Raw genomic sequence first — 23,892 nt, 5'->3', positions numbered from 1 at the left:
GTCGGGGAGGACCCGTTCAGTAACTCGCAAGATTGGCAGTGGCCCAATCGAGAAAGTTTCTGATCAGGCTGCAACAAAAAAACCGCCTTCATGGGCGGTTTTTTGGTTTAAGGCCAGTCGCCAACTCTAAGTGGCGATCGTTTTGCTCATCCAGTCTGCGCGTCAGCTGCTCAGCGTGCGCACCGCCAGCCCCGGAAAATCGGTGATGATGCTGTCTGCACCAAAGTCGGCGAGTCTGCGCATGAGTGCCGGCTCGTTAACCGTCCAAACAGTGACGTGCAAGCCTGCTTTCTGCGCCTTGAGCAGTCGCTCCGGGGTGCACAGGGTCCAGTTCAGCGCCAAGTACTGACAATCGTAGTGCAGGGCGACCTTGATCGGGTCGAGCCAGGAATATTCGGCCACCAACCCGCGTGACAGGTGCGGCGCAAGGCGTTGCAGGGCGCGTAATACTTCGCGTGAGCTGGAGGTGACAGTCACCTTGTCGCTGATGCCGAATTTTTCGGCCAGCGCCGCAATGGCTTCAACCGTGCGGGCGGCGCGCACCTTGGAGGCGCTTTTAACTTCAAGCTGCCAATGCTCAAACGGGCATTTCTCGAACAGTTCGCTCAGGCGCGGGATCGGGCAGGGTTGCACAGCGCCAGGGCCACCTTGGCGCGCGTCGTATTCAACCAGTTCGGCGGCGTCATGTTCGACTACCTTGCCGCGCCGGCCCGTGGTGCGCTTTAAGGTCGGGTCGTGAATGACCATCAACTCGCCATCTCGCGAGAGGTGCAAGTCCAGCTCGCAACGCATTACGCCATGCTCAAGGCATTGTTGGAAGCTGCGCAGGGTGTTTTCTGGGGCTTCGCCTTTGGCGCCGCGGTGTCCATAAATCAGCGTCACAGTAGCTCCTTGAATTAACGACGGATCGCTGCCTCAGCGATGCACAGTGCTATTGATAAAGCCTGACGCCATGCCGGTCAAGCCGCGCAGCAGAGCCGCTCGGATTACTGCGCGCGCACGGGACGGTGGCGAACGCTGTCGACAACATGGTCATACTCGAAGTAGACGCTGAACTGGCGATAATCCCAGCGCGTAATCGGCGGATTGCCAACCGGGGCGTGCTCTTCATCTGCCAGCCCATAACGCTCCAGAACTGCCCGACGCGACTCGCCACGCTTAGGCAGCACGGGCGCATCAGCGCCAGCGCCTTGTGTGCCCAGCGGAATAGTCAGGGTTTCGGCATTGCAGGCCAGTGGTAGCAGTGCAGCAAATAACAGTGGCAAACAGCGCATGGCAGGCTCGCGGGTCAGGTGGGCTGTAGACAATTTTCTTGGGGCGACTGGGGCAGCGCTGGTCAGGTCAGGTCAGGTCAAATCTGCCTGCTCCCTTGCGGTACGGCGCTCATGCGCCTGGCGCTGCAATATATGCCGGGCGAGTAATTGGCGCTGTGCATCGGTTAACGCTTCGAACTCGGTGCCGATGTCGTAGCTGTCTGTGGCGATCGCGGTGCAATGCACAACTTTTGCGCGCAACATCAGGCCCAATGCTTGCGGCATCAGCACAATTTTCATTGCAAGCTGTGTCCCGACTTGCAGTTTTTCCGGGTCGCTGAAACTGACGCCACCCTCGCTGATGATGACCGGGCGCGGCTCGCCGATATCTTCCAGCAGGCTCTGTGCAACTGCTTGGCTGAGGAGGTCGAAGCGCTTGTTGATGACCTTCAGGTAGCTGGCCAGCGTGCGGTCGCGCTCACTGATATGGCGCAGCATGTGCTGCGACTCGAAGTCGAGCAGGTGCAATTCACTGAGCAGATTGAACACAGTCGAACCGCCCACAAGTGGCTCTTGCGAGGCCGCTTCGGCGGCGCTTAACTGCCGGAAATCCAGTGCTATCGTATCTTCGATGCGATAGTATTCGCGTCGATCTTTTTCATCTTGAGTCGGCATGGCGAACCCGCAGCAGCAGTAGTGGTCAGAGTGTAAAGCTGCTCGTCGAGCCCCGCCACAAGGACGTTTCTCTTTTCCGCGAAGCAACTTCCAACATGTTCAGACCTCTGTTCGTATTTATTGGTACACGCTACACGCGAGCCAAGCGCCGCAACCATTTTGTTTCATTCATCTCCCTCACCTCCATGATCGGGCTCGCGCTCGGTGTATTGGTAATGATTGTAGTGCTGTCTGTTATGAATGGCTTCGATCATGAAATGCGCAGCCGCGTGCTGGGCATGGTTCCGCATGCCACCATCGAAAGCCCGACGCCTTTGAGCGACTGGCGCAGCCTTGGCGACAAGGCTATGGCCAACAAACAGGTGCTTGCCGTTGCGCCATTCAGCCAGATGCAGGGGCTGCTGACCAACAACGGCAAGGTGTCGAAAGTGCTGATCAACGCGGTTGATCCGGTCGAGGAGGCGAAAGTCTCGATCATCGGCAACTTCTTCAAACAAGGCAGCCTGGATTCACTCAAGGCCGGCGAGTTTGGGATTGTCATCGGTGACAACGCCGCGAAGAAACTCGGCGTCGGCATGGGCGACAAGATCACCTTCGTCTCGCCCGAGGTTTCAGTCACGCCAGCGGGCATGTTTCCGCGGCTCAAGCGCTTTACCGTGGTTGGCATTTTCCATGTCGGCGCGGGCGAGATCGACGGCTATCTGGCCATGACCAATGTCGAGGATCTGGCCCGCCTGCAGCGTTGGCCGCGTGATCAGGTGCAAGGCATTCGCCTCAAATTCGATGACCTGTTCCAGGCGCCGCGTATTGCCTGGCAGCTTGCTCAGTCACTCGGTCAGGGCGACTTTTATGCCCGCGACTGGACCCGCACCCACGGCAATCTGTATCAGGCCATACGCATGGAGAAAGCCATGATCGGCTTGCTCTTGCTGCTGATCGTGGCGGTGGCTGCGTTCAATATCATTTCGACGCTGGTGATGGTGGTGAATGACAAGAAAGGCGATATCGCCATCTTGCGCACCCTTGGCGCGACGCCCCGGCAGATCATGGCGATTTTCATGGTGCAGGGCACGGTCATCGGTGTGATTGGTACAGCCATCGGCGCATTGCTGGGCATATTCGCAGCGCTCAACGTCAGTGCTGCGATTGCCGGTATCGAGCGCCTGTTGGGGATCAAGTTCCTCAACGCCGACGTCTACTTTATTGACTATCTGCCCTCGCAGCTGCTCACCTCTGATGTGGTGATGGTTTGCGGTGCGGCCTTGTTGTTGAGTTTTCTCGCGACCCTATACCCGGCATGGCGTGCTGCACGCACCCAGCCTGCGGAGGCGTTGCGCTATGAGTAATCCGGTTAAGGGTGATCGAGTGATGCAGGATCAGGCTGTTCTGAGCTGTCGCAACCTAAGCAAGAGTTATGACGAAGGCCCGCAATCGGTTGTGGTGCTTGATGGCTTGCAGCTTGAGCTGCATCCGGGTGAGCGCCTGGCAATTGTTGGCAGTTCCGGCTCGGGTAAAAGTACCCTGCTGAACATGCTGGGCGGGCTGGATACGCCGAGTACCGGCAGCGTCTGGCTGGCGGGCGAGGAATTGTCCGCGCTCAACGAGAAACAACGTGGCCTGTTGCGTAACCGTGCGCTGGGTTTCGTCTACCAGTTTCACCACCTGCTGCCCGAGTTCACAGCGCTGGAAAACGTCTGCATGCCGCTGCTGATCGGCAAGACCTCAATTCGCGAGGCGCGTGAGCGTGCCACTGCATTGCTTGAGCGCGTGGGGCTGGGCCACCGCCTGTCGCACAAGCCTGCCGAGCTGTCTGGCGGCGAGCGTCAGCGCGTCGCGGTTGCGCGGGCGCTGGTGAATAACCCCGGTGTGGTGCTGCTCGATGAGCCGACCGGCAACCTCGATCACCATACCGCGCTGGGCATTCAGGATCTCATCAAAGAGCTGAGTCTTTCATCGCGCACGGCGTTCGTGGTGGTAACTCACGACCTTGAGTTGGCGCGCAAGATGGACCGTATTCTGCGTCTTGAAGACGGCAAACTGGTGGCCAACTGATGTTTCGGCCTCTGAGTATTTTTATCGGGGCTCGCTACACGCGGGCCAAACGACGTAATCACTTCATTTCGTTTATTTCGCTGACCTCGATGATCGGCTTGGCCCTCGGTGTGCTGGCCATGATCGTGGTGCTGTCGGTGATGAACGGCTTCCAGCAGGAAATGAGTTCACGGATTCTCGGCATGGTGCCGCACGCCAGCATCGCTGCCAGCGAGCCGCTTGATGACTGGCAAGCAGTGGCGGCCAAAGCCAAACAGAACCCTGAAGTGCTGGCGGCGGTGCCATTTGCCGAGCTGGAAGGCATGTTGTCTTACCGTGGCAGCATGCAGCCGATTCAGTTGCAGGGCGTCGATCCGGCGCTTGAGCCGCAGGTGTCGATCATTGGCAACAGCATGATCGCCGGTAAGCTCAGCGATTTGCAGCCGGGCGAAAGTGGCGTGGTGATTGGTGCCATCACCGCGCGGCGCTTCCAGCTAAAAGTCGGTGACAAACTGACCTTGATCGTGCCCGAACTCAGTGCAGTGCCTGGCGGTATTACCCCGCGCATGAAGCGCCTCAACGTGGTTGGCGTGTTCAAGGTGGGCGCGGAGCTGGACAGCTCGCTGGCGTTGATCAACGTCGCTGATGCGGCGGATATTCAGCGTTATGAGCCGGGTCAGGTGCAGAGCGTGAGGCTCAAACTCAAGGATCTGTATCAGGCACCTCAGGTCTCAGCGGCTGTGGCAGCTGATCTGGGCGCGAATTATCAGGCCAGTGACTGGACGCAGACGCAGGGCAGCCTGTTCAGCGCCATGAAAATGGAAAAAACCATGATCGGCCTGCTGTTACTGCTGATCGTTGCAGTAGCCGCGTTCAATATCATCGCGACATTGATCATGGTGGTCGCCGATAAGGGCGCGGACATTGCCATTCTGCGAACGCTGGGTGCTACACCGCGGCAGATCATGGGTATCTTCATCGTTCAAGGTACGGTGATCGGCACGATCGGCACGTTGATCGGCTGCGTGCTTGGCGTTGCTGCAGCGCTCAACGTCAGCCAGTTGGTGGGCTGGATTGAGCGCGTTAGTGGCCAGCATGTGTTCAGCTCCGATGTCTACTTCATCAACAGCCTGCCTTCGCAATTGCAGGTCACTGATGTGGTGCTGATCTGCGTGGCCGCATTGGGCATGAGTTTTCTCGCCACCCTGTACCCGTCATGGCGGGCATCGCGCATTCAGCCTGCTGAAGCGTTGCGTTACGAGTAAGCGTGGAGCGGGGCGCCTGTCGCAAGGCGGCGCTCCCGCTCAACTGCCAGCCGCTTACAGGCTCGCGCAGACTGCCCTGAACGTCGCGTCGCCACGTTCAATGGCTCAATAATCAAGTGACGATAACAATGGGCTGGCTTGCTGACGGGCAGCTATTGGCCTTTCTGCGCGCGGGCTTCCTGACGCTTGCGCCAGTTGCGCCGAACCCACCAGTGCCAGTAGGCGTTGGTGCCGAAGTAGCTGAGCACCGCGAGGATCAGGCCCAGCACAAATGAACCCAGATAGAGCGGCTGCCAGTGCGTTTGCAGAACCTGGCCAACCCAGTGCAGGGTTACATGCTCAGGGATTCTCAAGGTCGGGGTGCTCATCAGCCAGGCACCGAACTTGTAGCTGCAATAAAACACCGGCGGCATGGTGATCGGATTGGTCAGCCAGACCAAGCCGACAGAAATGGGCAGGTTGCCGCGCAAGAACACCGCCGAGAATGCAGCGGCCACCATTTGCATCGGCATTGGAATCATCGCCCAGAAAAAACCGATCGCCATGGAGCGGCTGACTGAGTGGCGATTCAAGTGCCACAAATTGGGGTCGTGCATCAACGTGCCTAGAAAGCGCAGGGACTTGTTGTTCCTGATGCTCTCCGGGTTTGGCATGTAGCGCTTAATAAAACGACGCGGCATGTAAGGTCTCTGACCGGCTAAAAGCGCCAGTATTATGCACTCAAAAGTTAAGGGCTGCTCTCTCAACCTTGATCAAGAGAATTTTGGCTGGCAATCGCAGGAAAATTCATTGCTCACCCATGCAAGTGCTCTGGCTCGACTAACCTCAGCGCAGCGATGCTAAACCGCTTCGCCAAGTTTTTCACCCAGCTTTTGCAATCGCCCAGGGAACGGGTGTTCAAGGAGTTCGAATGCGCTCAGGGATGATAGCGCTTGTGCTCGGCTTATTGTCATTACGTTTATTGCCCGTGCTGCCGCCACCGTGGCTGCTTGGCCTGCTCGTGTTGCTGGCTGTCGGTTTGGTGTTCACCCGGATTAACAGCATTGGCTGGTTCGTGCTGGGGCTGGCATGGGCGTGCGCCAGTGCACAGCTGGCGCTGGATGACCGCCTGGCCCCTGAGCTGGATGGTCGCACGCTCTGGTTGCAAGGGCAGGTGGTGGGGCTGGCGCAGCAGGATGATGGCGTTGTGCGTTTTGAACTCGCACACCCGGTTTCGCGCCGGGCGTTATTGCCGCAAAAAATACGCCTCTCCTGGTACGGCCAGCATTCGGTGGTTGCGGGTGAAGCCTGGCGTTTAGCTGTGCGCTTGAAGCGCCCGCATGGCTTGGTCAATCCGCAGGTGTTCGATTATGAAACCTGGTTGCTGGCGCAGCGCATCGGCGCAACCGGTTCGGTCAAGGACGGCCAGCGTATTGCCCCGGCGAGTGGTTTGGGCAGTTGGCGCGACAGGTTACGCAAGCGGCTGTTGGCGACTCCGGCAAACGGGCGGGAGGCGATGCTGGCGGCGCTTGTGGTGGGCAATGGCTCAGCAATCGCGCCTGCTGACTGGGCCACTCTCAAGGCCACTGGCACTGTGCATTTGTTGGTGATATCCGGCACGCATATCGGCTTGTTGGCGGGGCTGTTGTATGCGCTGGTCGCGGGGCTTGCGCGGATCGGCTGGTGGCCACAAGCTATTCCCTGGCTGCCATGCGCCTGTGCGTTAGCGCTGTGCGGCGCATTGGTCTACGGGTTTTTGGCCGGGTTTCAGGTGCCGGTGCAGCGTGCTTGTGCGATGGTCGGGTTGGTGCTGCTTTGGCGCTTGCGATTTCGTCGGATTGGCGCCTCCTACGTGTTGCTGTTTGCCTTGATCGTGGTGCTGCTCATTGAGCCGCTGGCGAGTTTGCAGGCAGGCTTCTGGTTGTCCTTTTCAGCGGTGGCGCTGCTCATGTTGATTTTCAGTGGGCGACTCGGCGGTTGGTCGTGGGGGCAGTCGCTGGTGCGCGCGCAGTGGGCGATTGCCCTGGGGTTGCTGCCGATGATGTTGGCATTGGGACTGCCCGTGAGTCTGAGTGGCCCGCTGGCGAATCTTGTCGCGGTGCCATTGGTGGGGTTGGTCATCGTGCCGTTGGCACTGGCGGGCAGCCTGTTGTTGCCGGTGCCTTATGTGGGCGCAGGGCTTTTATGGTTGGCCGGCGGCTTGGTCGAGATACTGTTTCGCGGGCTCACACCGCTAGCGCACTGGCTACCCGCATGGCAGCCGGGTGCTTATGGTCTGGGCGTGTGGTTGCTGGCTTGTGCGGGCACGTTGTTGCTGTTGCTGCCTTCGGGATTACCGCTGCGCTTGTTTGGCTGGCCGCTGATGCTACCGTTGCTGTTTACCGAGCCGCAGAAAATCGCAGAGGGTACGGCTGTCGTGACGATGCTCGATGTAGGTCAGGGTCTCGCCGTGGTGGTGCGCACGCGCAACCATGCATTGTTGTATGACGCGGCGCCCCGCTTTGGCGACTTTGATTTGGGTGAGCGCGTGGTGCTTCCTTCGCTGCGCGCGCTGAATATTGAACAGCTCGACCTTCTGCTGTTGAGTCATGGCGATAATGATCATATAGGCGGCGCCTCGGCGGTAATCGATGGCATGCCGGTCGAACATGTCATCAGTGGTGAGGCCGGCCGGTTACCGTCACGCTGGCGGGCCCAGCCATGCCGGCAACGCTCGTGGCAGTGGGATGGCGTGACCCTGCAAAGTTGGCGCTGGGCAGATGCCAGTGATGCGAATCAGGCGTCATGCGTGCTGATCATTGAAGCGCAGGGCGAGCGGATCGTGCTGACCGGCGATATCGATGTGGCGGCCGAAAGCGCGTTGCTGGCCAGTGGGCTGGAACTTGAGGCGCGCTGGCTGCTGTCGGCGCATCATGGCAGTCGTTCGTCGTCTTCTCGCGCATTTGTTCAGCGGGTTGCCCCGCAAGCGGTGCTAATCTCGCGGGGCAAGCACAATGCTTTTGGTCACCCGGCCGCGGATGTATTGGCGCGCTATGCGCAAATTCCGGCGCGCGTGTACGACACTGTGGAGCAGGGCGCAGTGACCGTTCAGCTTGGTCAGTTCACAGACGCTAAAACATTGCGGACAGAATCTCGCTTTTGGCGAGAAAAATGAGAACAGCGGCGGTCGGCTAGCGATTGACCCTATGCTAGAGTGGCGCGACTTTTATCGAGGGGGTTGTTCACTGTGTGGGAACTGGTTAAAGCGGGCGGCTGGATGATGCTGCCAATCATACTGTGTTCAATTGCGGCGGCTGCGATCATTGCCGAGCGGCTGTGGACCTTGCGCCCGAGTCGCGTCAAGCCTGGCAACTTGCTGGCCACCGTTTGGGGCTGGATCAAGGCCAAGAAACTCAACGCGCAAAAGCTCAAGGAGCTGCGCGCCAACTCGCCGTTGGGTGAAATTCTCGCCGCGGGTCTGGCCAACTCCAAGCATGGTCGCGAGATCATGAAGGAATGCATCGAAGAGGCGGCCGCGCGCGTCGTCCACGATCTTGAGCGCTATCTCAACGCGCTGGGCACCATTGCCGGCATCGCCCCGCTGCTCGGCTTGCTCGGCACCGTGCTGGGCATGATCCAGATTTTCTCCTCGTTCATGGATTCAGGCATGGCCAACGCGCCATTGCTCGCCGGCGGTATCGCCAAGGCGCTGATTACCACGGCAGCGGGCTTGATGGTCGCGATCCCGGCTCTGTTCTTCCACCGTTACCTGCAGCGTCGGGTTGATGAGTTGGTGGTTGGCATGGAGCAGGAAGCAATCAAGCTGGTTGAAGTGGTGCAGGGGGATCGTGACGTAGAGATAGGCGGGGACAAGGCGTGAAGTTTCGACGCAAGCCACGTGAAAATGTCGAGATCGGCCTCGCCCCATTGATTGATGTGGTGTTTATCCTGCTGCTGTTTTTCGTGGTGACGACAACCTTCACCCGTGAAACTCAGCTTAAGGTCGATTTGCCTGAGGCTGTTACCGGCACTCCGCCGGAACAGACCGAAATCAAGCAGCTTGAAGTGTTGATCGCGGTAGATGGTACGTTCTCGGTGAATGGCAAGGAATTGCTGAAAAGCGACCTCAACAGCCTGATGAACGCGCTACAGAAAGAGTCCGATGGCGACACCAGCTTGCCATTGAGCATCAGTGCCGACGCCAAAACCGAGCACCAGGCCGTGGTTACGGCGATGGACGCAGCGGGCAAACTGGGCTTCGCGCACCTGCGAATCACCACCGTCGAGGCCGAGGCTGCGCCCTGATCAGCAGCGCAGTCGTTTTTTCTTGAGGTTCTCCGATGCCGTTGTCTGATGGTCTTGTTGCTGCCTGGTACAAGGGGCATCCACTGCTCGGCGCGCTCAGCCCGCTGGAAGCGCTTTATCGTCGAGTGGTGCAGGGCAAGCGCGAGCGTTTTCTGGCTGGCGTCGGCGAGATTTACCGTGCGCCCGTGCCGGTTATCGTGGTCGGCAACATCACCGTAGGCGGCACCGGCAAGACGCCGTTGATCCTCTGGCTGGTCAATTATTGCCAGCAGCGCGGCATCAAGGTCGGCGTAGTCAGTCGCGGTTATGGCGCCAAGCCGCCGCAATGGCCGTGGCGGGTCGAGGCAGATCAAGACGCAGCGATTGCAGGTGATGAGCCGCTGCTGATTGTTCAGCGCAGCGGCGTGCCGCTGATGATCGACCCTGATCGCAGTCGCGCCATTGCCGCCTTGCTGGACGCCGAACCCTTGCAGCTGATTCTCAGTGACGACGGCATGCAGCATTACCGCATGGCCCGCGACATGGAACTGGTGCTGATCGATGCGGCGCGTGGCCTGGGCAATCGCCGTTGCTTGCCTGCGGGGCCATTGCGTGAGCCGGTTGAACGGCTCGAATCGGTGGATGCGCTGCTCTACAACGGTGCGCCGGCAGATCCGCAAGACGGCTTTGGTTTCACCCTGCTGCCGCAGGCGTTGATCAATGTACTGACCGGCGAGCGTTGCCCGCTGGACCATTTCCCCAATGGCCAGCAGGTGCATGCAGTCGCGGGAATCGGTAATCCCCAGCGTTTCTTCAAAACCCTCGAAGCGCTACACTTGCAGCCCATAACGCATGCGTTCAGTGACCATGCGCAGTTTTCTGCGCAACTGCTGGATTTCAGCCCGGCACTGCCGTTGGTGATGACGGAAAAAGACGCGGTCAAGTGCCACGCCTTTGCCCAGCCGAACTGGTGGTATCTTGCGGTTGATGCTCAGCCTTCAGAAGCCTTCACCTTGTGGTTCACCGAACGCGTGCAGGCGTTGCTGCAACCCACTGATCTGCCGCGCTAGCCCGCACTCTGGTGCTCGGCCGGGCGGCCCATTGATGTTTAAGGATTGTCCATGGACCCGAAATTACTCGATATTCTCGCGTGCCCGCTGTGCAAAGGCCCGCTGAAACTGGTTGCCGATAAATCCGAACTGATCTGCAAAACCGATGGCCTGGCCTATCCGGTGCGTGACGGCATCCCTGTCATGCTCGAAACAGAAGCGCGCACCCTCAATACTGATGAGCGACTGGACAAGTAAATGAGCCCTGCATTCACGGTGGTAATCCCGGCGCGTTATGCCTCCACGCGCCTGCCCGGCAAGCCTTTGCAGGACATTGCAGGCAAGCCGATGGTCCAGCATGTCTGGGAGCAAGCCTGTAAAAGCAGCGCTGATCGGGTGGTGATTGCAACTGACGATGCACGCATCGTCGAGCGTTGTCAGGCGTTCGGTGCCGAGGTGCTGCTGACGCGGGTCGATCATAATTCAGGTACCGACCGCCTGGCTGAAGTGGCCACAGCGCTGGGTTTGCCTGCAGAAGCCATCGTGGTCAACGTGCAGGGCGACGAGCCACTGATACCGCCGGTGATTATCGATCAGGTCGCCAGCAATCTGGCCGCCAATGCGCAGGCGGGCATTGCCACGCTGGCAGAGCCGATCAACGAGGCGGCTGCACTGTTCAACCCCAATGTGGTCAAGGTTGTCACCGACCTTAATGGTCTGGCGCTGACGTTCAGTCGCGCGCCGCTGCCGTGGGCGCGGGATGACTTTGCCGGTGACCGCGACCAGTTGCCAGCCGGTGTGCCATACCGCCGGCACATCGGAATTTACGCCTATCGCGCCAAGTTTTTGCACGACTTCGTTGAGTGGGGCCCGTGCTGGCTGGAAAACACCGAGTGCCTGGAGCAATTGCGGGCGCTGTGGAATGGCGTGCGCATCCATGTTGCCGACGCGCTGAAAGCGCCTCCTGCCGGGGTTGATACCCAGGAAGATCTGGACCGCGTTCGTCAGTTGTTGGCCGACTGATGCGCGTATTGTTCGTGTGTCTGGGCAATATCTGCCGCTCGCCTGCGGCTGAAGGCATCTTGCGCCAAAAATTGCGCAAGGCGGGGTTGAGCGCGCAGATTGAAGTCGACTCAGCGGGCACGGGTGACTGGCATGTCGGCAATCCACCCGACAGCCGAATGCGCAGTGCCGCCCAAGCCCGTGGTTACGATCTGTCGGGTTTGCGCGGGCGTCAGGTCTCAACGGCAGATTTTGCCGCTTTCGATCTGATTCTGGCGATGGACAACAGCAACCTGAGCAACCTTGCCAAGGTTCAGCCTGCCAATGGCCGCGCTGAACTCGATCTGTTCCTGCGCCGCTACGGCTTGGCAGTGGAGCAGGTGCCGGACCCGTATTACGGGGGCGATGACGGCTTTGAGAACGTGCTCGATCTGCTTGAACAGGCCTGTGACGCGCTGGTGGCTGAGCTAGAGGGACGTTTATGAGCTTGCAGGTTGAGCACAACGTCTCGCTCAAACGTCTCAATACGTTTGGCATCGAGGCGTCGGCCAAGGCACTGGTTGAAGTACACGACGATGAGCAACTGCGCGCGGCACTGAGTTTCGCCGAGCAGCAGCAACTGCCGGTGCTGTTACTCGGCGGCGGCAGCAACATGCTGATCACTGGGAACATAGATGCGCTGGTCGTGCGCATGGCGACTCGCGGTATCAACATTATTGAAGATGACGCCGACAGGGTTGTGGTCGAGGCGCAAGCTGGCGAGCCGTGGCATCCATTCGTGCAATGGAGTCTGGCGCAGGGCTTTGTTGGCCTGGAAAACCTCAGCCTGATTCCCGGCACTGTGGGCGCCGCGCCGATGCAGAATATCGGTGCCTATGGCGTCGAAATCAAAGATGTATTCGCCGGGTTGACCGCGCTGGACCGCGAGAGTGGTGAATTGCGTGAGTTCAGCGCAGAAGACTGCGCGTTCGCTTACCGCGACAGCGTATTCAAACAGCAGCCCGGGCGTTGGGTGATTCTGCGGGTGCGCTTTGCGCTGAGCCGCCGCAATGTCCTGCATTTGGGGTATGGGCCGGTGCAGCAGCGTTTGCAGGCACAAGGCATTACTGATCCGACTGCGACCGATGTGAGTCAGGCGATTTGCGCGATTCGCAGTGAAAAATTACCCGACCCGGCGCAACTGGGGAATGCCGGTAGTTTCTTCAAGAATCCGTTGGTCAGTGCTGCGCTTGCCGAACAGATCAGCCAGTTGCACAGCGACGTTGTGGCGTACCCGCAGGCGGATGGACAGGTCAAACTGGCTGCTGGCTGGCTAATCGAGCGTGCAGGCTGGAAAGGCTTTCGCGAGGGTGACGCAGGCGTGCACAAGCTGCAGGCGCTGGTGCTGGTCAACTACGGCAATGCCAGCGGCAAGCAGCTGCTGGCGCTGGCGCAGCGGATTCAGCACGATATAGCCGAGCGTTTTGGGGTTGAGCTGGAGATGGAACCCAACGTTCTGTAGCAAACGGCGCTCCGCTTAGCGCTTAAGTGTGGGCGGGCTGCGGGTGCAATGGCGCGGTTTGTCGGGTTACGGCGCGAGCACGTTGTTCGCCCACTCAAGCATCTTGCCGGGTTGCCGGGCGACAGTGTTATTGTGCCGCGATTGGCAAGTTTGAATAAGGCTGTTGGCGTTGCAGAGCCAGTGGCTTTGAGGCTGTTTTTGCTGTGTTACACTGCGCCCGCGCCAAGCATGGCGGGCCTTTAGCCCAAATAGGTCAACAGAACCTAAGGATCAACATGACGTTCAAGGCATCGGACAGCCTCGCCGAGCAGATTGCCCAATACCATGACCATGGTGGCCAGATCATCCGTGGCGCGCTCAAGCCGTTTGAGCGAACTCAGGCAATTGCTTTTTACCCGATGCCAGCGCTGGCTGCGCGTGAGGCGAACTGCGCATGCGCCTGAAGTGTATAAAGCTGGCCGGGTTCAAGTCCTTCGTCGACCCGACAACCGTGACCTTTCCGAGCAACATGGCTGCCGTCGTGGGGCCGAACGGTTGCGGTAAATCGAACATTATCGACGCAGTACGATGGGTGATGGGCGAGAGTTCGGCGAAGAACCTTCGCGGCGAGTCGATGACTGACGTTATCTTCAATGGCTCGAATACCCGCAAGCCCGTAACGCAGGCGTCGATTGAACTGGTGTTCGACAACTCCGACAGCACGCTGGTGGGCGAATACGCCGGTTACAACGAAATCTCGATTCGCCGCCGGGTCACGCGGGACAGTCAGAACACCTACTTCCTCAACGGCACCAAGTGCCGCCGGCGTGACATTACCGATATTTTCCTGGGTACTGGTCTGGGCCCGCGCAGCTACTCGATTATCGAGCAGGGCATGATCTCCAAGTTGATCGAGGCCAAGCCCGAAGACCTGCGCAACTTCATCGAGGAAGCGGCGGGCATCTCCAAGTACAAGGAGCGCCGCCGCGAAACCGAAAACCGTATTCGCCGCACCTACGAAAACCTTGCGCGTCTGACCGACCTGCGCGAAGAGCTGGAGCGCCAGCTTGAACGTCTGCATCGTCAGGCCCAGGCCGCCGAGAAATATCAGGAATACAAAGCCGAGGAACGCCAGCTCAAGGCGCAGCTGACAGCCCTGCGTTGGCAAACCCTGAATGAACAGGTGGGTCAGCGCGAAGCGGTTATCGGCAATCAGGAAATCAGTTTTGAGGCGCTGGTAGCCGAGCAGCGCAACGCCGATGCGAGCATTGAGCGCCTGCGCGACGGTCATCACGAGCTTTCCGAGCGTTTCAATCTGGTGCAGGGGCGCTTCTATTCTGTGGGCGGTGACATTGCGCGGGTCGAGCAGAGCATTCAGCACGGCCAGCAACGTCTTCGCCAGTTGCAGGATGACCTGATGGAGGCCGAGCGCTCGCGTCAGGAGACGGAGTCGCATCTGGGGCACGACAGCACGCTGTTGGCCACGCTCGACGAGGAGCTTGGTCAGCTGGCGCCAGAACAGGAATTGTCGGCGGCGGCCGCTGAAGAGAGTGCCGCGGCGCTTGAAGACGCTGAGACGGCCATGCAGGGCTGGCAGGAAAAGTGGGATGGTTTTAATCAGTCATCCGCCGAGCCGCGTCGTCAGGCCGAGGTGCAGCAATCGCGCATTCAGCAATTGGAGCAAGGGCTAGAGCGCCTGGCCGAGCGTCAGCGACGTCTGGCTGATGAACTGGAGCAACTGAGCGCAGATCCGCAGGATGCCGCGATTATCGAATTGGGCGAGCAAGTGGCTGCCGGTTTGCTGCAGGAAGAAACCCTGCAAGTGAGCGAGGCCGAAGTAGCTGAGCGCCTGCAACAACTGCGTGACGAATTGCAGCAGGCCGGTCAGGCCCAGCAACAAGCGCAGGGTGAGCTGCAGCGACTCAATGGTCGCCTGGCATCGCTTGAGGCGTTGCAGCAGGCCGCGCTGGATCCGGGGCAGGGCACAGCACAATGGTTGCAGGCCCAGCAGTTGGCCAATTTGCCGCGCATGGCCGAAGGCTTGCGGGTAGACGCTGGCTGGGAGCTGGCCGTAGAAACCGTGCTTGGCGCCGACCTGCAAGCTGTGCTGTTGGATGACGGCCAGGCGGCAGGCTTGAGCGATTACGACTTTGCCAGCTTCAGTCAGGGTGACCTGCGGCTGATTACTCCCAGCAAAGGCGCCACGCGAGTGGCCGGCAGTTTGCTCGACAAGGTCGAGGCGCCGATTGATCTGGCGCCGTGGCTGGAGCGCGTGCGCACGGTTGAAACCCTTGATGATGCCTTGGCTGCCCGTTCCACACTGGCCGATGACGAAAGCGTGATCAGCCGTGATGGCTATTGGCTGGGGCGGCATTTCTTGCGGATTCGTCGTGCCAGCGAGGCCGAAAGTGGGCTGTTGGCGCGCGGTCAGGAGATCGAACAATTAGGCCTTGAATGCGCAGAGCGTGAAGCCTCGTTGCAGGTGCTTGATGAGCGTCTCGAGCATTTGCGTGAGCAGCAAACTCAGCTTGAGCAGCAGCGCGAGTCCTTGCGCCGGCAGATTCAGGATCAGGCCCGCCAGTTGAGCGAACTCAAAGCTCAGCTTTCGGCCAGTCAGGCCAAGGCCGAGCAACTGACGTTGCGCCGCCAGCGACTCGACCATGAAATTGCCGAACTCAGCGCTCAACGTGAACTTGAGCATGAGCAGTTGGGTGAGAGCCGTTTGTTGCTGCAAGAGTCGCTGGATGCGATGGCGCTCGACAATGAGCAGCGAGAGACCTTGCAGGCATTGCGTGACCAATTACGCGAGCGCCTCGATCGGGTGCGCCAGGATGCGCGTCAGCATAAAGACCATGCGCATCACTTGGCGGTGCGCATGGGCTCGTTGCGCGCACAGCATGACTCGACGCGCCAAGCGCTGGATCGCCTCAAGCTGCAATCCGAGCGCCTGCACGAGCGCCGCGAGCAGCTTAGTTTGAATTTGGAGGAGGGCGCAGCGCCGCTTGAAGAGTTGCGCCTCAAACTTGAGGAGCTGCTTGACCGGCGCATGGGCGTCGAGGATGAACTCAAGCATGCACGGCTGGCGATGGAAGATGCCGACCGCCAATTGCGCGACGCTGAAAAGCGCAGAACCCAGGCCGAGCAGCAGTCGCAGCTGTTGCGCGGCCAGCTCGAACAACAGCGCATGGAGTGGCAGTCACTCAATGTGCGGCGCAAAGCGTTGCAGGATCAGCTCGGCGAAGATAGCTATGACCTGCATAGCGTGCTCGGTACCTTGCCTGCGGATGCCAGCGAGGGCGCTTGGGAGGAGGAACTTGAGCGCCTTGGCGGGAAAATTCAGCGCCTCGGTGCAATCAACCTGGCGGCGATTGACGAGTATCAGCAGCAGTCCGAGCGCAAGCGTTATCTGGATGCGCAGAACGCCGACCTTGAAGAGGCATTGCAAACGCTGGAGAACGTCATCCGTAAGATCGACAAGGAAACACGAAATCGATTCAAGGAAACGTTCGATCAAATTAATGGCGGTTTGCAGGCACTTTTTCCGAAAGTTTTCGGCGGCGGCAGCGCTTATTTGGAACTCACGGGCGAAGATCTACTCGATACTGGTGTAACGATCATGGCGCGCCCGCCCGGCAAGAAGAACAGCACCATCCATTTGTTGTCCGGCGGTGAGAAAGCACTGACGGCTCTGGCGTTGGTATTTGCTATCTTTCAGTTGAATCCCGCGCCATTTTGTATGTTGGATGAAGTGGATGCACCACTGGACGACGCCAACGTCGGCCGTTACGCGCGGCTGGTCAAGGAGATGTCCGAGAAAGTGCAGTTCATCTACATCACGCATAACAAGATCGCCATGGAAATGGCGGATCAGTTAATGGGTGTAACCATGCACGAGCCGGGATGTTCGCGTCTGGTTGCGGTGGATGTCGAGGAAGCGCTGGCGATGGTTGATGCCTGACAAGGCGATTTTTTGAGGGTTGTCTGGGCTGGGTACGCCGGGCTGAGAAAACAATCTCGAAATGCACAATTACAACTTGTAGACTGTGCTTTATTGATTGTTACTCAAGTTCTTCGCAGAACAGGCGTGTCAGTGACTGTTTTACGCTTGGGGCAGTGTAAAGTTACCGTTCGTCGTGATAGCTTATTGCCCACTTTTGTTACAGGTAGAAGTCACCCGCCAGAATTTAGAGCCTTAAGTGCATTTGGCAGTACAAATAGAGTGTTGGAAGCCCGGGTTTTTCGGCTTCATTTTTATTTTTAATTTTTTTAGGGGTCAGGGTATTTCATGGAATTCGGTCTGCGCGAGTGGCTGATAGTCATCGGCATCATTGTGATCGCTGGTATCTTGTTCGACGGCTGGCGGCGCATGCGCGGCGGCAAGGGCAAGTTGAAGTTCAAACTTGATCGCAGTGCTGCCAATCTCCCGGATGATGACAGCGACCCGGACTTGCTGAGCCCGCCACGCGTGCTTAGCCCTGCCGAGCACAAAGAGCCTTCGTTCGACGAGACCGATTTGCCGTCGATGAGTGCGCGCGACTCTGGCCGCCGTCCTTCCAAAGAGCCACAACAGGGTGACCTGAACCTTAATCTCGACCTCGACGAGCCGGTATCCAGCAAGCCTGAAAAGGCTGGGAAAGTCGGCGAGCCAGCCAAGCCCGAAAAGGAGCAGGCACCGGTCGACGAAGTGCTGGTTATCAACGTAATCGCGCGTGACAGTGATGGCTTCAAAGGCCCGGCGCTGCTGCAGAATATTCTTGAAAGTGGCCTGCGCTTTGGCGAGATGGACATTTTCCACCGCCACGAAAGTATGGCCGGCAATGGCGAAGTGCTGTTCTCCATGGCCAATGCATTGAAGCCGGGTACTTTTGATCTCGACGATATCGAGGGTTTCAGCACCCGTGCCGTGAGTTTCTTCCTCGGCTTGCCAGGCCCGCGTCACCCCAAGCAGGCTTTTGATGTGATGGTGGCGGCCGCGCGCAAACTGGCGCACGAGCTGAACGGCGAGTTGAAAGACGATCAGCGCAGTGTCATGACCGCGCAGACCATCGAGCATTATCGTCAGCGGATTGTCGAGTTCGAGCGCCGTCAGATGACAGGCAAGCTAAAGTAAGCACAGCATCCAGAGTTAAGGTTTGCTTTTAGCGCCGCTGCAAGCAAACAGTTAATGACCAGAAAAAGAGCAGCTGCGGCTGCTCTTTTCGTTTCCGAGACATTGTTATGAGTGAAGTTGCCCAGCGCATTCTTGAACTTCGTGCCGAACTTGATCAGCACAATTACCGCTACCACGTACTTGATGAGCCGAGCATTCCGGATGCCGAGTACGACCGTCTGTTCAAAGAGTTGAAGCAACTTGAAACCGATAACCCGCACCTGATTACCCCGGACTCGCCCACGCAGCGAGTCGGCAGCCTGGCGCTGACAGCCTTTGACGAAGTCAAACACGAAGTGCCAATGCTCAGCCTCGGCAACGCCTTCGAAGAAGCGGACATGCTCAGTTTCGACAGGCGTGTGCGTGAAGGGCTGGATTTGCCCTCCGGTGATTTGTTCGGTGGCGGCGCGGAGGTTGAATACAGCTGCGAGCCCAAGCTCGACGGTTTGGCAGTGAGCTTGTTGTACCGCGACGGCCTGCTGGTGCGCGGCGCTACGCGTGGCGACGGCAGCACGGGTGAAGACATCAGCGTCAATGTGCGTACCATCCGGAATGTGCCGTTAAAGTTGCAGGGCGAGGGCTGGCCTGCGGTGCTTGAAGTGCGCGGCGAAGTGTTTATGTCCAAGGCCGGTTTTGAGGCGCTTAACGAGCGCCAACTCGCGCTGGGCGGCAAGACATTTGCCAACCCCCGTAATGCGGCGGCTGGCAGCTTGCGCCAGCTCGACTCCAAGATTACCGCCGCGCGTCCGCTGGAATTCTGCTGCTACGGCATCGGGCAGGTTGAGGGCGAGCTGCCACAAACCCATATCGGCATTTTGCAGACGCTCAAAGACTGGGGCATGCCGATCAGCCGCGAGCTGAAACTGGCCAAGGGCATCGATCAGTGCCTCGCCTATTACCGGGACATTGGCGAGCGCCGCGAGTCATTGGCGTATGAGATAGACGGCGTGGTGTTCAAGGTTAACAGCCTGGCCAGTCAGCGCGAGCTGGGATTCCGGGCGCGTGAACCACGTTGGGCGATTGCCCATAAGTTCCCGGCAATGGAAGAGCTGACCGAGCTTTTGGATGTTGAGTTTCAGGTTGGCCGCACGGGAGCAGTCACCCCGGTTGCGCGCCTCAAGCCGGTGAAAGTGGCGGGCGTTACGGTGTCCAACGCCACGCTGCACAATATGGATGAAGTGGCGCGTCTGGGATTGATGATCGGCGATACTGTGATCATCCGCCGCGCCGGCGATGTAATCCCGCAAGTGGTTCAGGTGGTGACTGAGCGTCGCCCCGCCGATGCGCGTGCGGTGAGCATCCCCGAGAATTGTCCGGTGTGCGGCTCGCATGTCGAGCGCACCCAACTGGTCAAGCGCAGCAAGGGCAAGGAATCGTTTGTCGAAGGTTCGATCTATCGCTGCGTCGGCCGTCTGGCCTGCGCGGCCCAGCTCAAGCAGGCGATTATTCATTTCGTCTCGCGCCGTGCCATGGATATTGAAGGGCTGGGCGAGAAGAGCGTCGAGCAACTGGTCGATGAAGGGCTGGTGCGCTCGCCCGCTGATCTCTACACATTGACATTCGATCAGGTGGTGCAGCTTGAGGGGTTTGCCGAGCTGTCGAGCAAGAATCTGCTCGCAGCAATTGCCGACAGCCGCAAGCCGACGCTGGCACGCTTTATCTATGCGCTGGGTATTCCTGATGTAGGCGAGGAGACCGCCAAGCTGCTGGCGCGTGCGCTGGGCTCGCTTGAGCGCATTCAGCAGGCGTTGCCGGAAGTGCTGACTTATCTGCCTGATGTCGGGCTGGAAGTGGCGCACGAAATACACAGCTTCTTTATTGATCCGCATAACCGTCAGGTAATTGCCGATTTGCTCGAGCGCGGCCTGCAATTGCAGGAAGAGGGCGAGTTGCATCCTGAATTTGCTGCCTGCACCACGCTCGCCGGCTTTATCGACAAGCTCAATATTGCCTCCATCGCGGCAACCGGCGCTGAAAGGCTGGCTGCTCGTTTCCAGTCACTTGAGGGGATTATCCAGGCTGACTGGCTGGATTTGCGCCAAGTCGAACGCCTGAACGAGAAGGCTGCACGCTCGCTGCGTGATTTCTTCGATGATCCGGCGAATGCTGAGCGGGCACTGGCGATTGAGGCGCAACTGCGTGATTTCGGCATGCACTGGCAAAGTGAGAAGAAGCAGGTCGAGGGTTTACCTCTAGCCGGGCAAACCTGGGTACTGACCGGCAGCCTGGAAATCATGAGCCGCGATGTGGCCAAGGAAAAGCTCGAAGGGCTGGGCGCCAAGGTGGCCGGTTCAGTGTCTGCCAAAACCACTTGCGTGGTAGCAGGGCCGGGGGCGGGCTCCAAGCTGGCAAAGGCAACTGAGCTAGGCGTGGCCGTGCTGGACGAGGCGCAGTTTATTCAGCGCTTGGCAGGTTACGGTATCGAGGTTTAAAGCAGGCTTTGCACGGGGCGTGCGAGCCGTTGGGTGGCTGCGGGTTATCCAGATGTGATAACCCGCTTGCTGCTTGCGCTTAAAGGCGGGCAGTCAGCCTTTGGCGGATCAGTTGATCGCGTCAGTCAGTGCCTTGGCGGGTACATACTTAACAACTTTCTTCGCTGCAATTTCGATCGCCTTGCCCGTTTGCGGGTTGCGGCCAGTGCGTGCAGGGCGCTCGGTGACCTTGAGTTTGCCGATACCTGGCAGGGTGATTTCATCGCCGTTTTCGAGGGCATCGCTGACGATTTCGCTGAGCTGTTCAAGTGCCGCGCGAACAGTCGCCTTCGGGGTGTCGATGGCTTCTGCAATGTCGCTGATCAACTGATCTTTAGTCATGGCCATGCTGTTGCTCCTTGTAGAGATGGGCTGCGCATCTAGCGCTGTTGCAGGTTACTGCGTTTTGCCGCCAATGGCACTGCTTGTGGCGTGTGCCAGGCGTGCAAGACGCTTATGTGACTCGCACGCTTGCAGGAAATTCCCCGATGGCTGGGAAGATTAAGCGGGCAAAATGTCACAGCAAGCTTAGTGCACACGCCGCTTTGCGCGTTGATTGTGATCAATATCCTCAGCGCTTGCGCTTGATTTGCAGGCTAAGTGATTGAGAAGGTTGTAACTTTAGCTCAAGCCGGTACAATGGCGGCGCTCGCTGCAAGGCGGGCGCGTTATGGTGGCCCTACCGGTCCCTCCGCAACGATTACCCGTGAACCTGGTCAGATCCGGAAGGAAGCAGCCACAGCGGGAACATTGTGTGCCGGGGTGTGGCTGGTAGGGACGCCTCCAATAACGCCAGGCTGTAATCGGCTCCCAGCAACTGGGAAGCCCAACGCAACAACTCCTTATCGAATCCCCTTTACCCCGCGACTTGAATAATCGACTGTTTACGTCGATGTATTGGCGTGCGCGTATTCAGGCAAAGCTGTAAATATCCATTGCCAGTGATCCCAGAGTAAAACCGCTGTGTTCAATTTTGAATGCATCGCCCGCACCCCGTGCGAAGTACAGCGGCAGCAAGTGCTCATCGGTCGGGTGATTGCGTGTGGCGTGCGGGGCGAGTTGGCGGTAGTTGAGCAGCGCCTCTTCATCGCCGGCGACCAATGCTGCCACCATCCAGTCGCGAAATGCTTGCGCCCAGGGTGCGCTCACTTCGGGTTCTGCGTATCTGTCGAGTTCATAGAGGTTATGGGTGATGCTGCCTGAGCCGATCAACAGAATGTTTTGTTGGCGCAACGGTCGCAGCGCCTTGCCGATACGTTGCTGAAATGCAGGACCCAGTTTGACCGGCAGTGAAATTTGCACCACCGGGATATCGGCCTGCGGATACATCAGTGACAACGGCACCCAAGTGCCATGGTCGAATGGTCGTTGCTCATCTGCTTGTGCAGGCAGGTCACTGGCATCGAGCATTTGCAGGATTCTGCCGGCAAGTTCAGGGTTGCCTGGCGCCGGGTACTGAACTTGATGCAGGGCGGGCGGAAAGCCCGAGAAGTCGTGCCAGGTTTCGGGATGTGCGGCGCTGCTGACGCGCAGTTCGTGGCTGGCCCAATGCGCCGACATCAGCACAATCGCGTCTGGCCGTGGCAGCGCATCGGCGAGTCGGCGCATTGCTACGCCGCTGGCGCCCGGATCAAGGGCGAGCATGGGCGATCCGTGAGAAATGTACAGGCTCGGTTGCATACGTGCTCCTCAGTGACAGGCGCGATTTTCTATCGATAAAGTCGGCAACTCAAATGGGTTTATTTGACTAAATCGATCAGGAAACTGAATGCTTGACCGGCAGGCATACGGTGGCTTGGCGCATGAGTCCAATTTGCGGCACCATGCAGCCAACTACCGAGGAGTGATTATGCAAGCTGAATTCTGGCAACAGCGCTGGGCGCGCAACGAAATCGGTTTTCATGCCAAGCAGGTTAACGACTATTTGCAGCGCTTTTGGCAAACCCTGCAATTTACCGACGCCGGGGCAGAAGGCTCGCAAATTCTGGTGCCACTGTGCGGCAAGAGCCTGGACATGGCCTGGTTGGCTGCACGGGGTCATAAGGTTCTCGGGGTAGAGTTGGCCGAGACAGCGGCGCAGGCGTTCTTTGCCGAGCAACAACTGACGCCGGGCATTCGCCAAGAAGGTGCTTTCACGGTTTACAGCGCCGGCCCGGTAGAGATTTATTGCGGGGACTTCTTTGCCCTGACGGCCGAGCAGGTTAGCGCTTGCGTTGGGTTTTACGACCGCGCCGCGTTGATCGCGTTACCTCCCGAAATGCGCCAGCGTTATGCCGCTCACTTGCTGAGTATTTTGCCGGCAGGCGCACAGGGACTGTTGGTGACGCTTGAATATGATCAGGCGCAGATGGACGGCCCGCCGTTCGCGGTGAATCCTGAAGAAGTTAAGGCGTTGTATAGCGCAGGCTGGCAGCTTGAGACGCTAGAGGTGGCCGATGTTATGGGATTGAACTGGCGCTTTGCTGAGCGCGGCCTGACGGCGCTTGATGAGCGGGTTTATCGGCTGCTGAAAGACTGACTTCACTGATGGTATGACGAATCGCCCCGCGCTGGTCTTTTAGTCCTGCGTGGGGTGGCGCGAGATTGAGTCAGCGCCCGGGCCGCCACTTGGCGACCAGTCACGCTTAGAGCACACGGAAAAAGCCCGGGTTCCCCGCCAGTACGATTACTCCGTCATTAATGCTGAAATTAGAGCGAGTCACGAATCAGTGACTTGCCATTGGGGCTGTCGCGGGCAGGGAGTTGAACACTTCAGGTACCAGCGCGGCCTTGCCTTTGGCGTCGAGTTGTTCACGGCCTTGCTGACTGCCAAGCATGTTCAGCAGGCGTTGGCCGCGATCGGTAAGCACGAAGTTTTCGCCGTTGCCGCCGCGCTCTTCGGGCCGTGGTGCAATGAAGTCCGCCTTTAGCAGTAAGGCTTCGTAATCGCAGGCGAGTTTTTTCAGGTCATCCAGATTGGGCTTGGCGGTGCTGATCGTGCTTTTCTGATGCGCCAGTTGTTCGGCGTATTCGCGGGGCTTGAACGACTCACCGCCACTGCTCTGGGCATGGCGGAGTAAGTTTTCAATCAGATCCCAATTGTATCCGGTCATGGTTTTGCTCCTGTTCAGGGCCGTTTTCGGCTTACAAAGGAGGCTGTAGCCACAGGGCTGCAGTTATTAAAATTGACCGGGTTTTCTGGCGCGGGTTCAACGTTTGCTGAAGACGCATCGGGCAGGGCTGGCTATCGGGCAATAAAAAAGGCGACCTGTGTGGTCGCCTTTTTCGGTTGCTGC

General features: G+C 58.8%; 22 protein-coding genes, 1 other RNA gene and 1 pseudogene. 17 read left to right on the top strand and 7 right to left on the bottom strand.

The window, feature by feature from the left end; genetic code table 11:
- Nucleotides 1-162 precede the first annotated feature (162 nt).
- The 3 genes from PMYSY11_RS13440 to PMYSY11_RS13430 form a co-directional block, all read right to left on the bottom strand.
- Nucleotides 163-882 carry a glycerophosphodiester phosphodiesterase gene (locus tag PMYSY11_RS13440; RefSeq protein WP_150549485.1) on the bottom strand — a complete coding sequence of 240 codons (720 nt, stop codon included), beginning with the start codon at nucleotides 880-882 and terminating at the stop codon, nucleotides 163-165.
- A gap of 104 nt (nucleotides 883-986) precedes the next feature.
- Nucleotides 987-1,274, bottom strand: a complete 288-nt coding sequence (locus PMYSY11_RS13435; RefSeq protein WP_069898808.1) for a phosphodiesterase — start codon at nucleotides 1,272-1,274, stop codon at nucleotides 987-989.
- A gap of 72 nt (nucleotides 1,275-1,346) precedes the next feature.
- On the bottom strand, nucleotides 1,347-1,928 hold the full coding sequence (locus PMYSY11_RS13430) for a PilZ domain-containing protein (protein WP_090508545.1): 582 nt from the start codon (nucleotides 1,926-1,928) through the stop codon (nucleotides 1,347-1,349).
- Nucleotides 1,929-2,023: 95 nt separating this feature from the next.
- On the opposite strand from PMYSY11_RS13430, the gene PMYSY11_RS13425 reads away from it, so the two are divergent.
- The 3 genes from PMYSY11_RS13425 to PMYSY11_RS13415 are packed head-to-tail and all read left to right on the top strand — an operon-like array spanning nucleotide 2,024 to nucleotide 5,224.
- Complete coding sequence (locus PMYSY11_RS13425; protein ID WP_150549484.1) at nucleotides 2,024-3,274, top strand: lipoprotein-releasing ABC transporter permease subunit; 1,251 nt, start codon at nucleotides 2,024-2,026, stop codon at nucleotides 3,272-3,274.
- A gap of 22 nt (nucleotides 3,275-3,296) precedes the next feature.
- Nucleotides 3,297-3,980 carry a lipoprotein-releasing ABC transporter ATP-binding protein LolD gene (lolD, locus tag PMYSY11_RS13420; RefSeq protein ID WP_090509164.1) on the top strand — a complete coding sequence of 228 codons (684 nt, stop codon included), beginning with the start codon at nucleotides 3,297-3,299 and terminating at the stop codon, nucleotides 3,978-3,980.
- Nucleotides 3,980-5,224: a lipoprotein-releasing ABC transporter permease subunit gene (locus PMYSY11_RS13415; protein WP_090508544.1), complete on the top strand. Its 1,245-nt coding sequence runs from the start codon at nucleotides 3,980-3,982 to the stop codon at nucleotides 5,222-5,224. Before lolD ends, PMYSY11_RS13415 begins: the two co-directional genes overlap by 1 nt.
- Nucleotides 5,225-5,376: 152 nt before the next feature.
- Here PMYSY11_RS13415 and PMYSY11_RS13410 read toward each other — a convergent pair whose 3' ends face one another.
- The gene (locus tag PMYSY11_RS13410; protein ID WP_069898800.1) at nucleotides 5,377-5,904 is read right to left on the bottom strand and encodes a DUF2062 domain-containing protein; all 528 of its coding nucleotides are present in this window, start codon (nucleotides 5,902-5,904) and stop codon (nucleotides 5,377-5,379) included.
- A 242-nt stretch (nucleotides 5,905-6,146) separates the two neighbouring features.
- On the opposite strand from PMYSY11_RS13410, the gene PMYSY11_RS13405 reads away from it, so the two are divergent.
- From PMYSY11_RS13405 to ligA, 12 genes and pseudogenes are all read left to right on the top strand, one after another.
- Entirely contained in the window at nucleotides 6,147-8,357 is a 2,211-nt protein-coding gene (locus tag PMYSY11_RS13405; RefSeq protein WP_150549721.1) for a DNA internalization-related competence protein ComEC/Rec2, read from the top strand.
- Nucleotides 8,358-8,429: 72 nt separating this feature from the next.
- A complete protein-coding gene (locus tag PMYSY11_RS13400) occupies nucleotides 8,430-9,062 on the top strand; it encodes a MotA/TolQ/ExbB proton channel family protein (protein WP_069898798.1) in 633 nt (210 codons plus the stop codon).
- Complete coding sequence (locus PMYSY11_RS13395; protein WP_150549483.1) at nucleotides 9,059-9,487, top strand: ExbD/TolR family protein; 429 nt, start codon at nucleotides 9,059-9,061, stop codon at nucleotides 9,485-9,487. Before PMYSY11_RS13400 ends, PMYSY11_RS13395 begins: the two co-directional genes overlap by 4 nt.
- A gap of 35 nt (nucleotides 9,488-9,522) precedes the next feature.
- Nucleotides 9,523-10,536, top strand: coding sequence for a tetraacyldisaccharide 4'-kinase (gene lpxK, locus PMYSY11_RS13390; RefSeq protein ID WP_150549482.1), 1,014 nt, complete (start codon nucleotides 9,523-9,525; stop codon nucleotides 10,534-10,536).
- A gap of 51 nt (nucleotides 10,537-10,587) precedes the next feature.
- The gene (locus tag PMYSY11_RS13385) at nucleotides 10,588-10,773 is read left to right on the top strand and encodes a Trm112 family protein (RefSeq protein WP_069898793.1); all 186 of its coding nucleotides are present in this window, start codon (nucleotides 10,588-10,590) and stop codon (nucleotides 10,771-10,773) included.
- Complete coding sequence (gene kdsB / locus PMYSY11_RS13380) at nucleotides 10,774-11,538, top strand: 3-deoxy-manno-octulosonate cytidylyltransferase (protein WP_150549481.1); 765 nt, start codon at nucleotides 10,774-10,776, stop codon at nucleotides 11,536-11,538. It begins immediately after the preceding gene.
- Nucleotides 11,538-12,002 carry a low molecular weight protein-tyrosine-phosphatase gene (locus PMYSY11_RS13375; protein WP_150549480.1) on the top strand — a complete coding sequence of 155 codons (465 nt, stop codon included), beginning with the start codon at nucleotides 11,538-11,540 and terminating at the stop codon, nucleotides 12,000-12,002. The genes kdsB and PMYSY11_RS13375 overlap by 1 nt, the downstream gene beginning before the upstream one ends.
- The gene (murB, locus tag PMYSY11_RS13370; protein WP_150549479.1) at nucleotides 11,999-13,018 is read left to right on the top strand and encodes a UDP-N-acetylmuramate dehydrogenase; all 1,020 of its coding nucleotides are present in this window, start codon (nucleotides 11,999-12,001) and stop codon (nucleotides 13,016-13,018) included. The genes PMYSY11_RS13375 and murB overlap by 4 nt, the downstream gene beginning before the upstream one ends.
- A gap of 275 nt (nucleotides 13,019-13,293) precedes the next feature.
- Nucleotides 13,294-13,398 (top strand): annotated as a pseudogene (locus PMYSY11_RS13365) (GntR family transcriptional regulator); the annotation flags it as partial.
- Between the two features lie 53 nt (nucleotides 13,399-13,451).
- Complete coding sequence (gene smc / locus PMYSY11_RS13360) at nucleotides 13,452-16,955, top strand: chromosome segregation protein SMC (protein WP_150549478.1); 3,504 nt, start codon at nucleotides 13,452-13,454, stop codon at nucleotides 16,953-16,955.
- Nucleotides 16,956-17,282: 327 nt separating this feature from the next.
- Entirely contained in the window at nucleotides 17,283-18,107 is an 825-nt protein-coding gene (gene zipA / locus PMYSY11_RS13355) for a cell division protein ZipA (RefSeq protein ID WP_150549477.1), read from the top strand.
- A 107-nt stretch (nucleotides 18,108-18,214) separates the two neighbouring features.
- Nucleotides 18,215-20,578, top strand: coding sequence for an NAD-dependent DNA ligase LigA (gene ligA / locus PMYSY11_RS13350; RefSeq protein WP_150549476.1), 2,364 nt, complete (start codon nucleotides 18,215-18,217; stop codon nucleotides 20,576-20,578).
- 108 nt (nucleotides 20,579-20,686) lie between these two features.
- Here the strand turns inward: ligA and PMYSY11_RS13345 are convergent, their stop codons facing one another.
- Complete coding sequence (locus PMYSY11_RS13345; RefSeq protein WP_069898783.1) at nucleotides 20,687-20,965, bottom strand: HU family DNA-binding protein; 279 nt, start codon at nucleotides 20,963-20,965, stop codon at nucleotides 20,687-20,689.
- Nucleotides 20,966-21,297: 332 nt separating this feature from the next.
- On the opposite strand from PMYSY11_RS13345, the gene ffs reads away from it, so the two are divergent.
- Nucleotides 21,298-21,394, top strand: an RNA gene (gene ffs, locus PMYSY11_RS13340) — signal recognition particle sRNA small type.
- A 135-nt stretch (nucleotides 21,395-21,529) separates the two neighbouring features.
- On the opposite strand, the gene PMYSY11_RS13335 is transcribed toward ffs, so the two are convergent.
- Nucleotides 21,530-22,297, bottom strand: coding sequence for a DODA-type extradiol aromatic ring-opening family dioxygenase (locus tag PMYSY11_RS13335; RefSeq protein WP_150549475.1), 768 nt, complete (start codon nucleotides 22,295-22,297; stop codon nucleotides 21,530-21,532).
- 169 nt (nucleotides 22,298-22,466) lie between these two features.
- On the opposite strand from PMYSY11_RS13335, the gene PMYSY11_RS13330 reads away from it, so the two are divergent.
- Nucleotides 22,467-23,135, top strand: coding sequence for a thiopurine S-methyltransferase (locus PMYSY11_RS13330; protein ID WP_150549474.1), 669 nt, complete (start codon nucleotides 22,467-22,469; stop codon nucleotides 23,133-23,135).
- 187 nt (nucleotides 23,136-23,322) lie between these two features.
- On the opposite strand, the gene PMYSY11_RS13325 is transcribed toward PMYSY11_RS13330, so the two are convergent.
- Complete coding sequence (locus PMYSY11_RS13325) at nucleotides 23,323-23,709, bottom strand: transcriptional regulator (RefSeq protein WP_150549473.1); 387 nt, start codon at nucleotides 23,707-23,709, stop codon at nucleotides 23,323-23,325.
- Nucleotides 23,710-23,892: the final 183 nt, after the last annotated feature.

It is taken from the genome of Pseudomonas marincola (assembly GCF_900682675.2).
Taxonomy (GTDB): Bacteria; Pseudomonadota; Gammaproteobacteria; order Pseudomonadales; family Pseudomonadaceae; genus Aquipseudomonas; species Aquipseudomonas marincola.
Note: the sequence above shows the minus strand (reverse complement) of the source record. Positions and strands in the feature narration are given on the sequence as shown.

Excerpts from the sequence above, each read along its gene's own strand:
- PMYSY11_RS13435 (WP_069898808.1), bottom strand. The coding sequence starts at position 1,274 with ATGCGCTGTTTGCCACTGTTATTTGCTGCACTGCTACCACTGGCCTGC.
- lpxK (WP_150549482.1), top strand. The coding sequence starts at position 9,523 with ATGCCGTTGTCTGATGGTCTTGTTGCTGCCTGGTACAAGGGGCATCCA.
- PMYSY11_RS13375 (WP_150549480.1), top strand. The coding sequence starts at position 11,538 with ATGCGCGTATTGTTCGTGTGTCTGGGCAATATCTGCCGCTCGCCTGCG.
- ligA (WP_150549476.1), top strand. The coding sequence starts at position 18,215 with ATGAGTGAAGTTGCCCAGCGCATTCTTGAACTTCGTGCCGAACTTGAT.
- smc (WP_150549478.1), top strand. The coding sequence starts at position 13,452 with ATGCGCCTGAAGTGTATAAAGCTGGCCGGGTTCAAGTCCTTCGTCGAC.
- PMYSY11_RS13345 (WP_069898783.1), bottom strand. The coding sequence starts at position 20,965 with ATGGCCATGACTAAAGATCAGTTGATCAGCGACATTGCAGAAGCCATC.
- PMYSY11_RS13405 (WP_150549721.1), top strand. The coding sequence starts at position 6,147 with ATGATAGCGCTTGTGCTCGGCTTATTGTCATTACGTTTATTGCCCGTG.
- PMYSY11_RS13325 (WP_150549473.1), bottom strand. The coding sequence starts at position 23,709 with ATGACCGGATACAATTGGGATCTGATTGAAAACTTACTCCGCCATGCC.
- PMYSY11_RS13330 (WP_150549474.1), top strand. The coding sequence starts at position 22,467 with ATGCAAGCTGAATTCTGGCAACAGCGCTGGGCGCGCAACGAAATCGGT.
- PMYSY11_RS13385 (WP_069898793.1), top strand. The coding sequence starts at position 10,588 with ATGGACCCGAAATTACTCGATATTCTCGCGTGCCCGCTGTGCAAAGGC.
- PMYSY11_RS13430 (WP_090508545.1), bottom strand. The coding sequence starts at position 1,928 with ATGCCGACTCAAGATGAAAAAGATCGACGCGAATACTATCGCATCGAA.
- PMYSY11_RS13335 (WP_150549475.1), bottom strand. The coding sequence starts at position 22,297 with ATGCAACCGAGCCTGTACATTTCTCACGGATCGCCCATGCTCGCCCTT.
- zipA (WP_150549477.1), top strand. The coding sequence starts at position 17,283 with ATGGAATTCGGTCTGCGCGAGTGGCTGATAGTCATCGGCATCATTGTG.
- PMYSY11_RS13425 (WP_150549484.1), top strand. The coding sequence starts at position 2,024 with ATGTTCAGACCTCTGTTCGTATTTATTGGTACACGCTACACGCGAGCC.
- PMYSY11_RS13415 (WP_090508544.1), top strand. The coding sequence starts at position 3,980 with ATGTTTCGGCCTCTGAGTATTTTTATCGGGGCTCGCTACACGCGGGCC.
- murB (WP_150549479.1), top strand. The coding sequence starts at position 11,999 with ATGAGCTTGCAGGTTGAGCACAACGTCTCGCTCAAACGTCTCAATACG.
- lolD (WP_090509164.1), top strand. The coding sequence starts at position 3,297 with ATGCAGGATCAGGCTGTTCTGAGCTGTCGCAACCTAAGCAAGAGTTAT.
- kdsB (WP_150549481.1), top strand. The coding sequence starts at position 10,774 with ATGAGCCCTGCATTCACGGTGGTAATCCCGGCGCGTTATGCCTCCACG.
- PMYSY11_RS13410 (WP_069898800.1), bottom strand. The coding sequence starts at position 5,904 with ATGCCGCGTCGTTTTATTAAGCGCTACATGCCAAACCCGGAGAGCATC.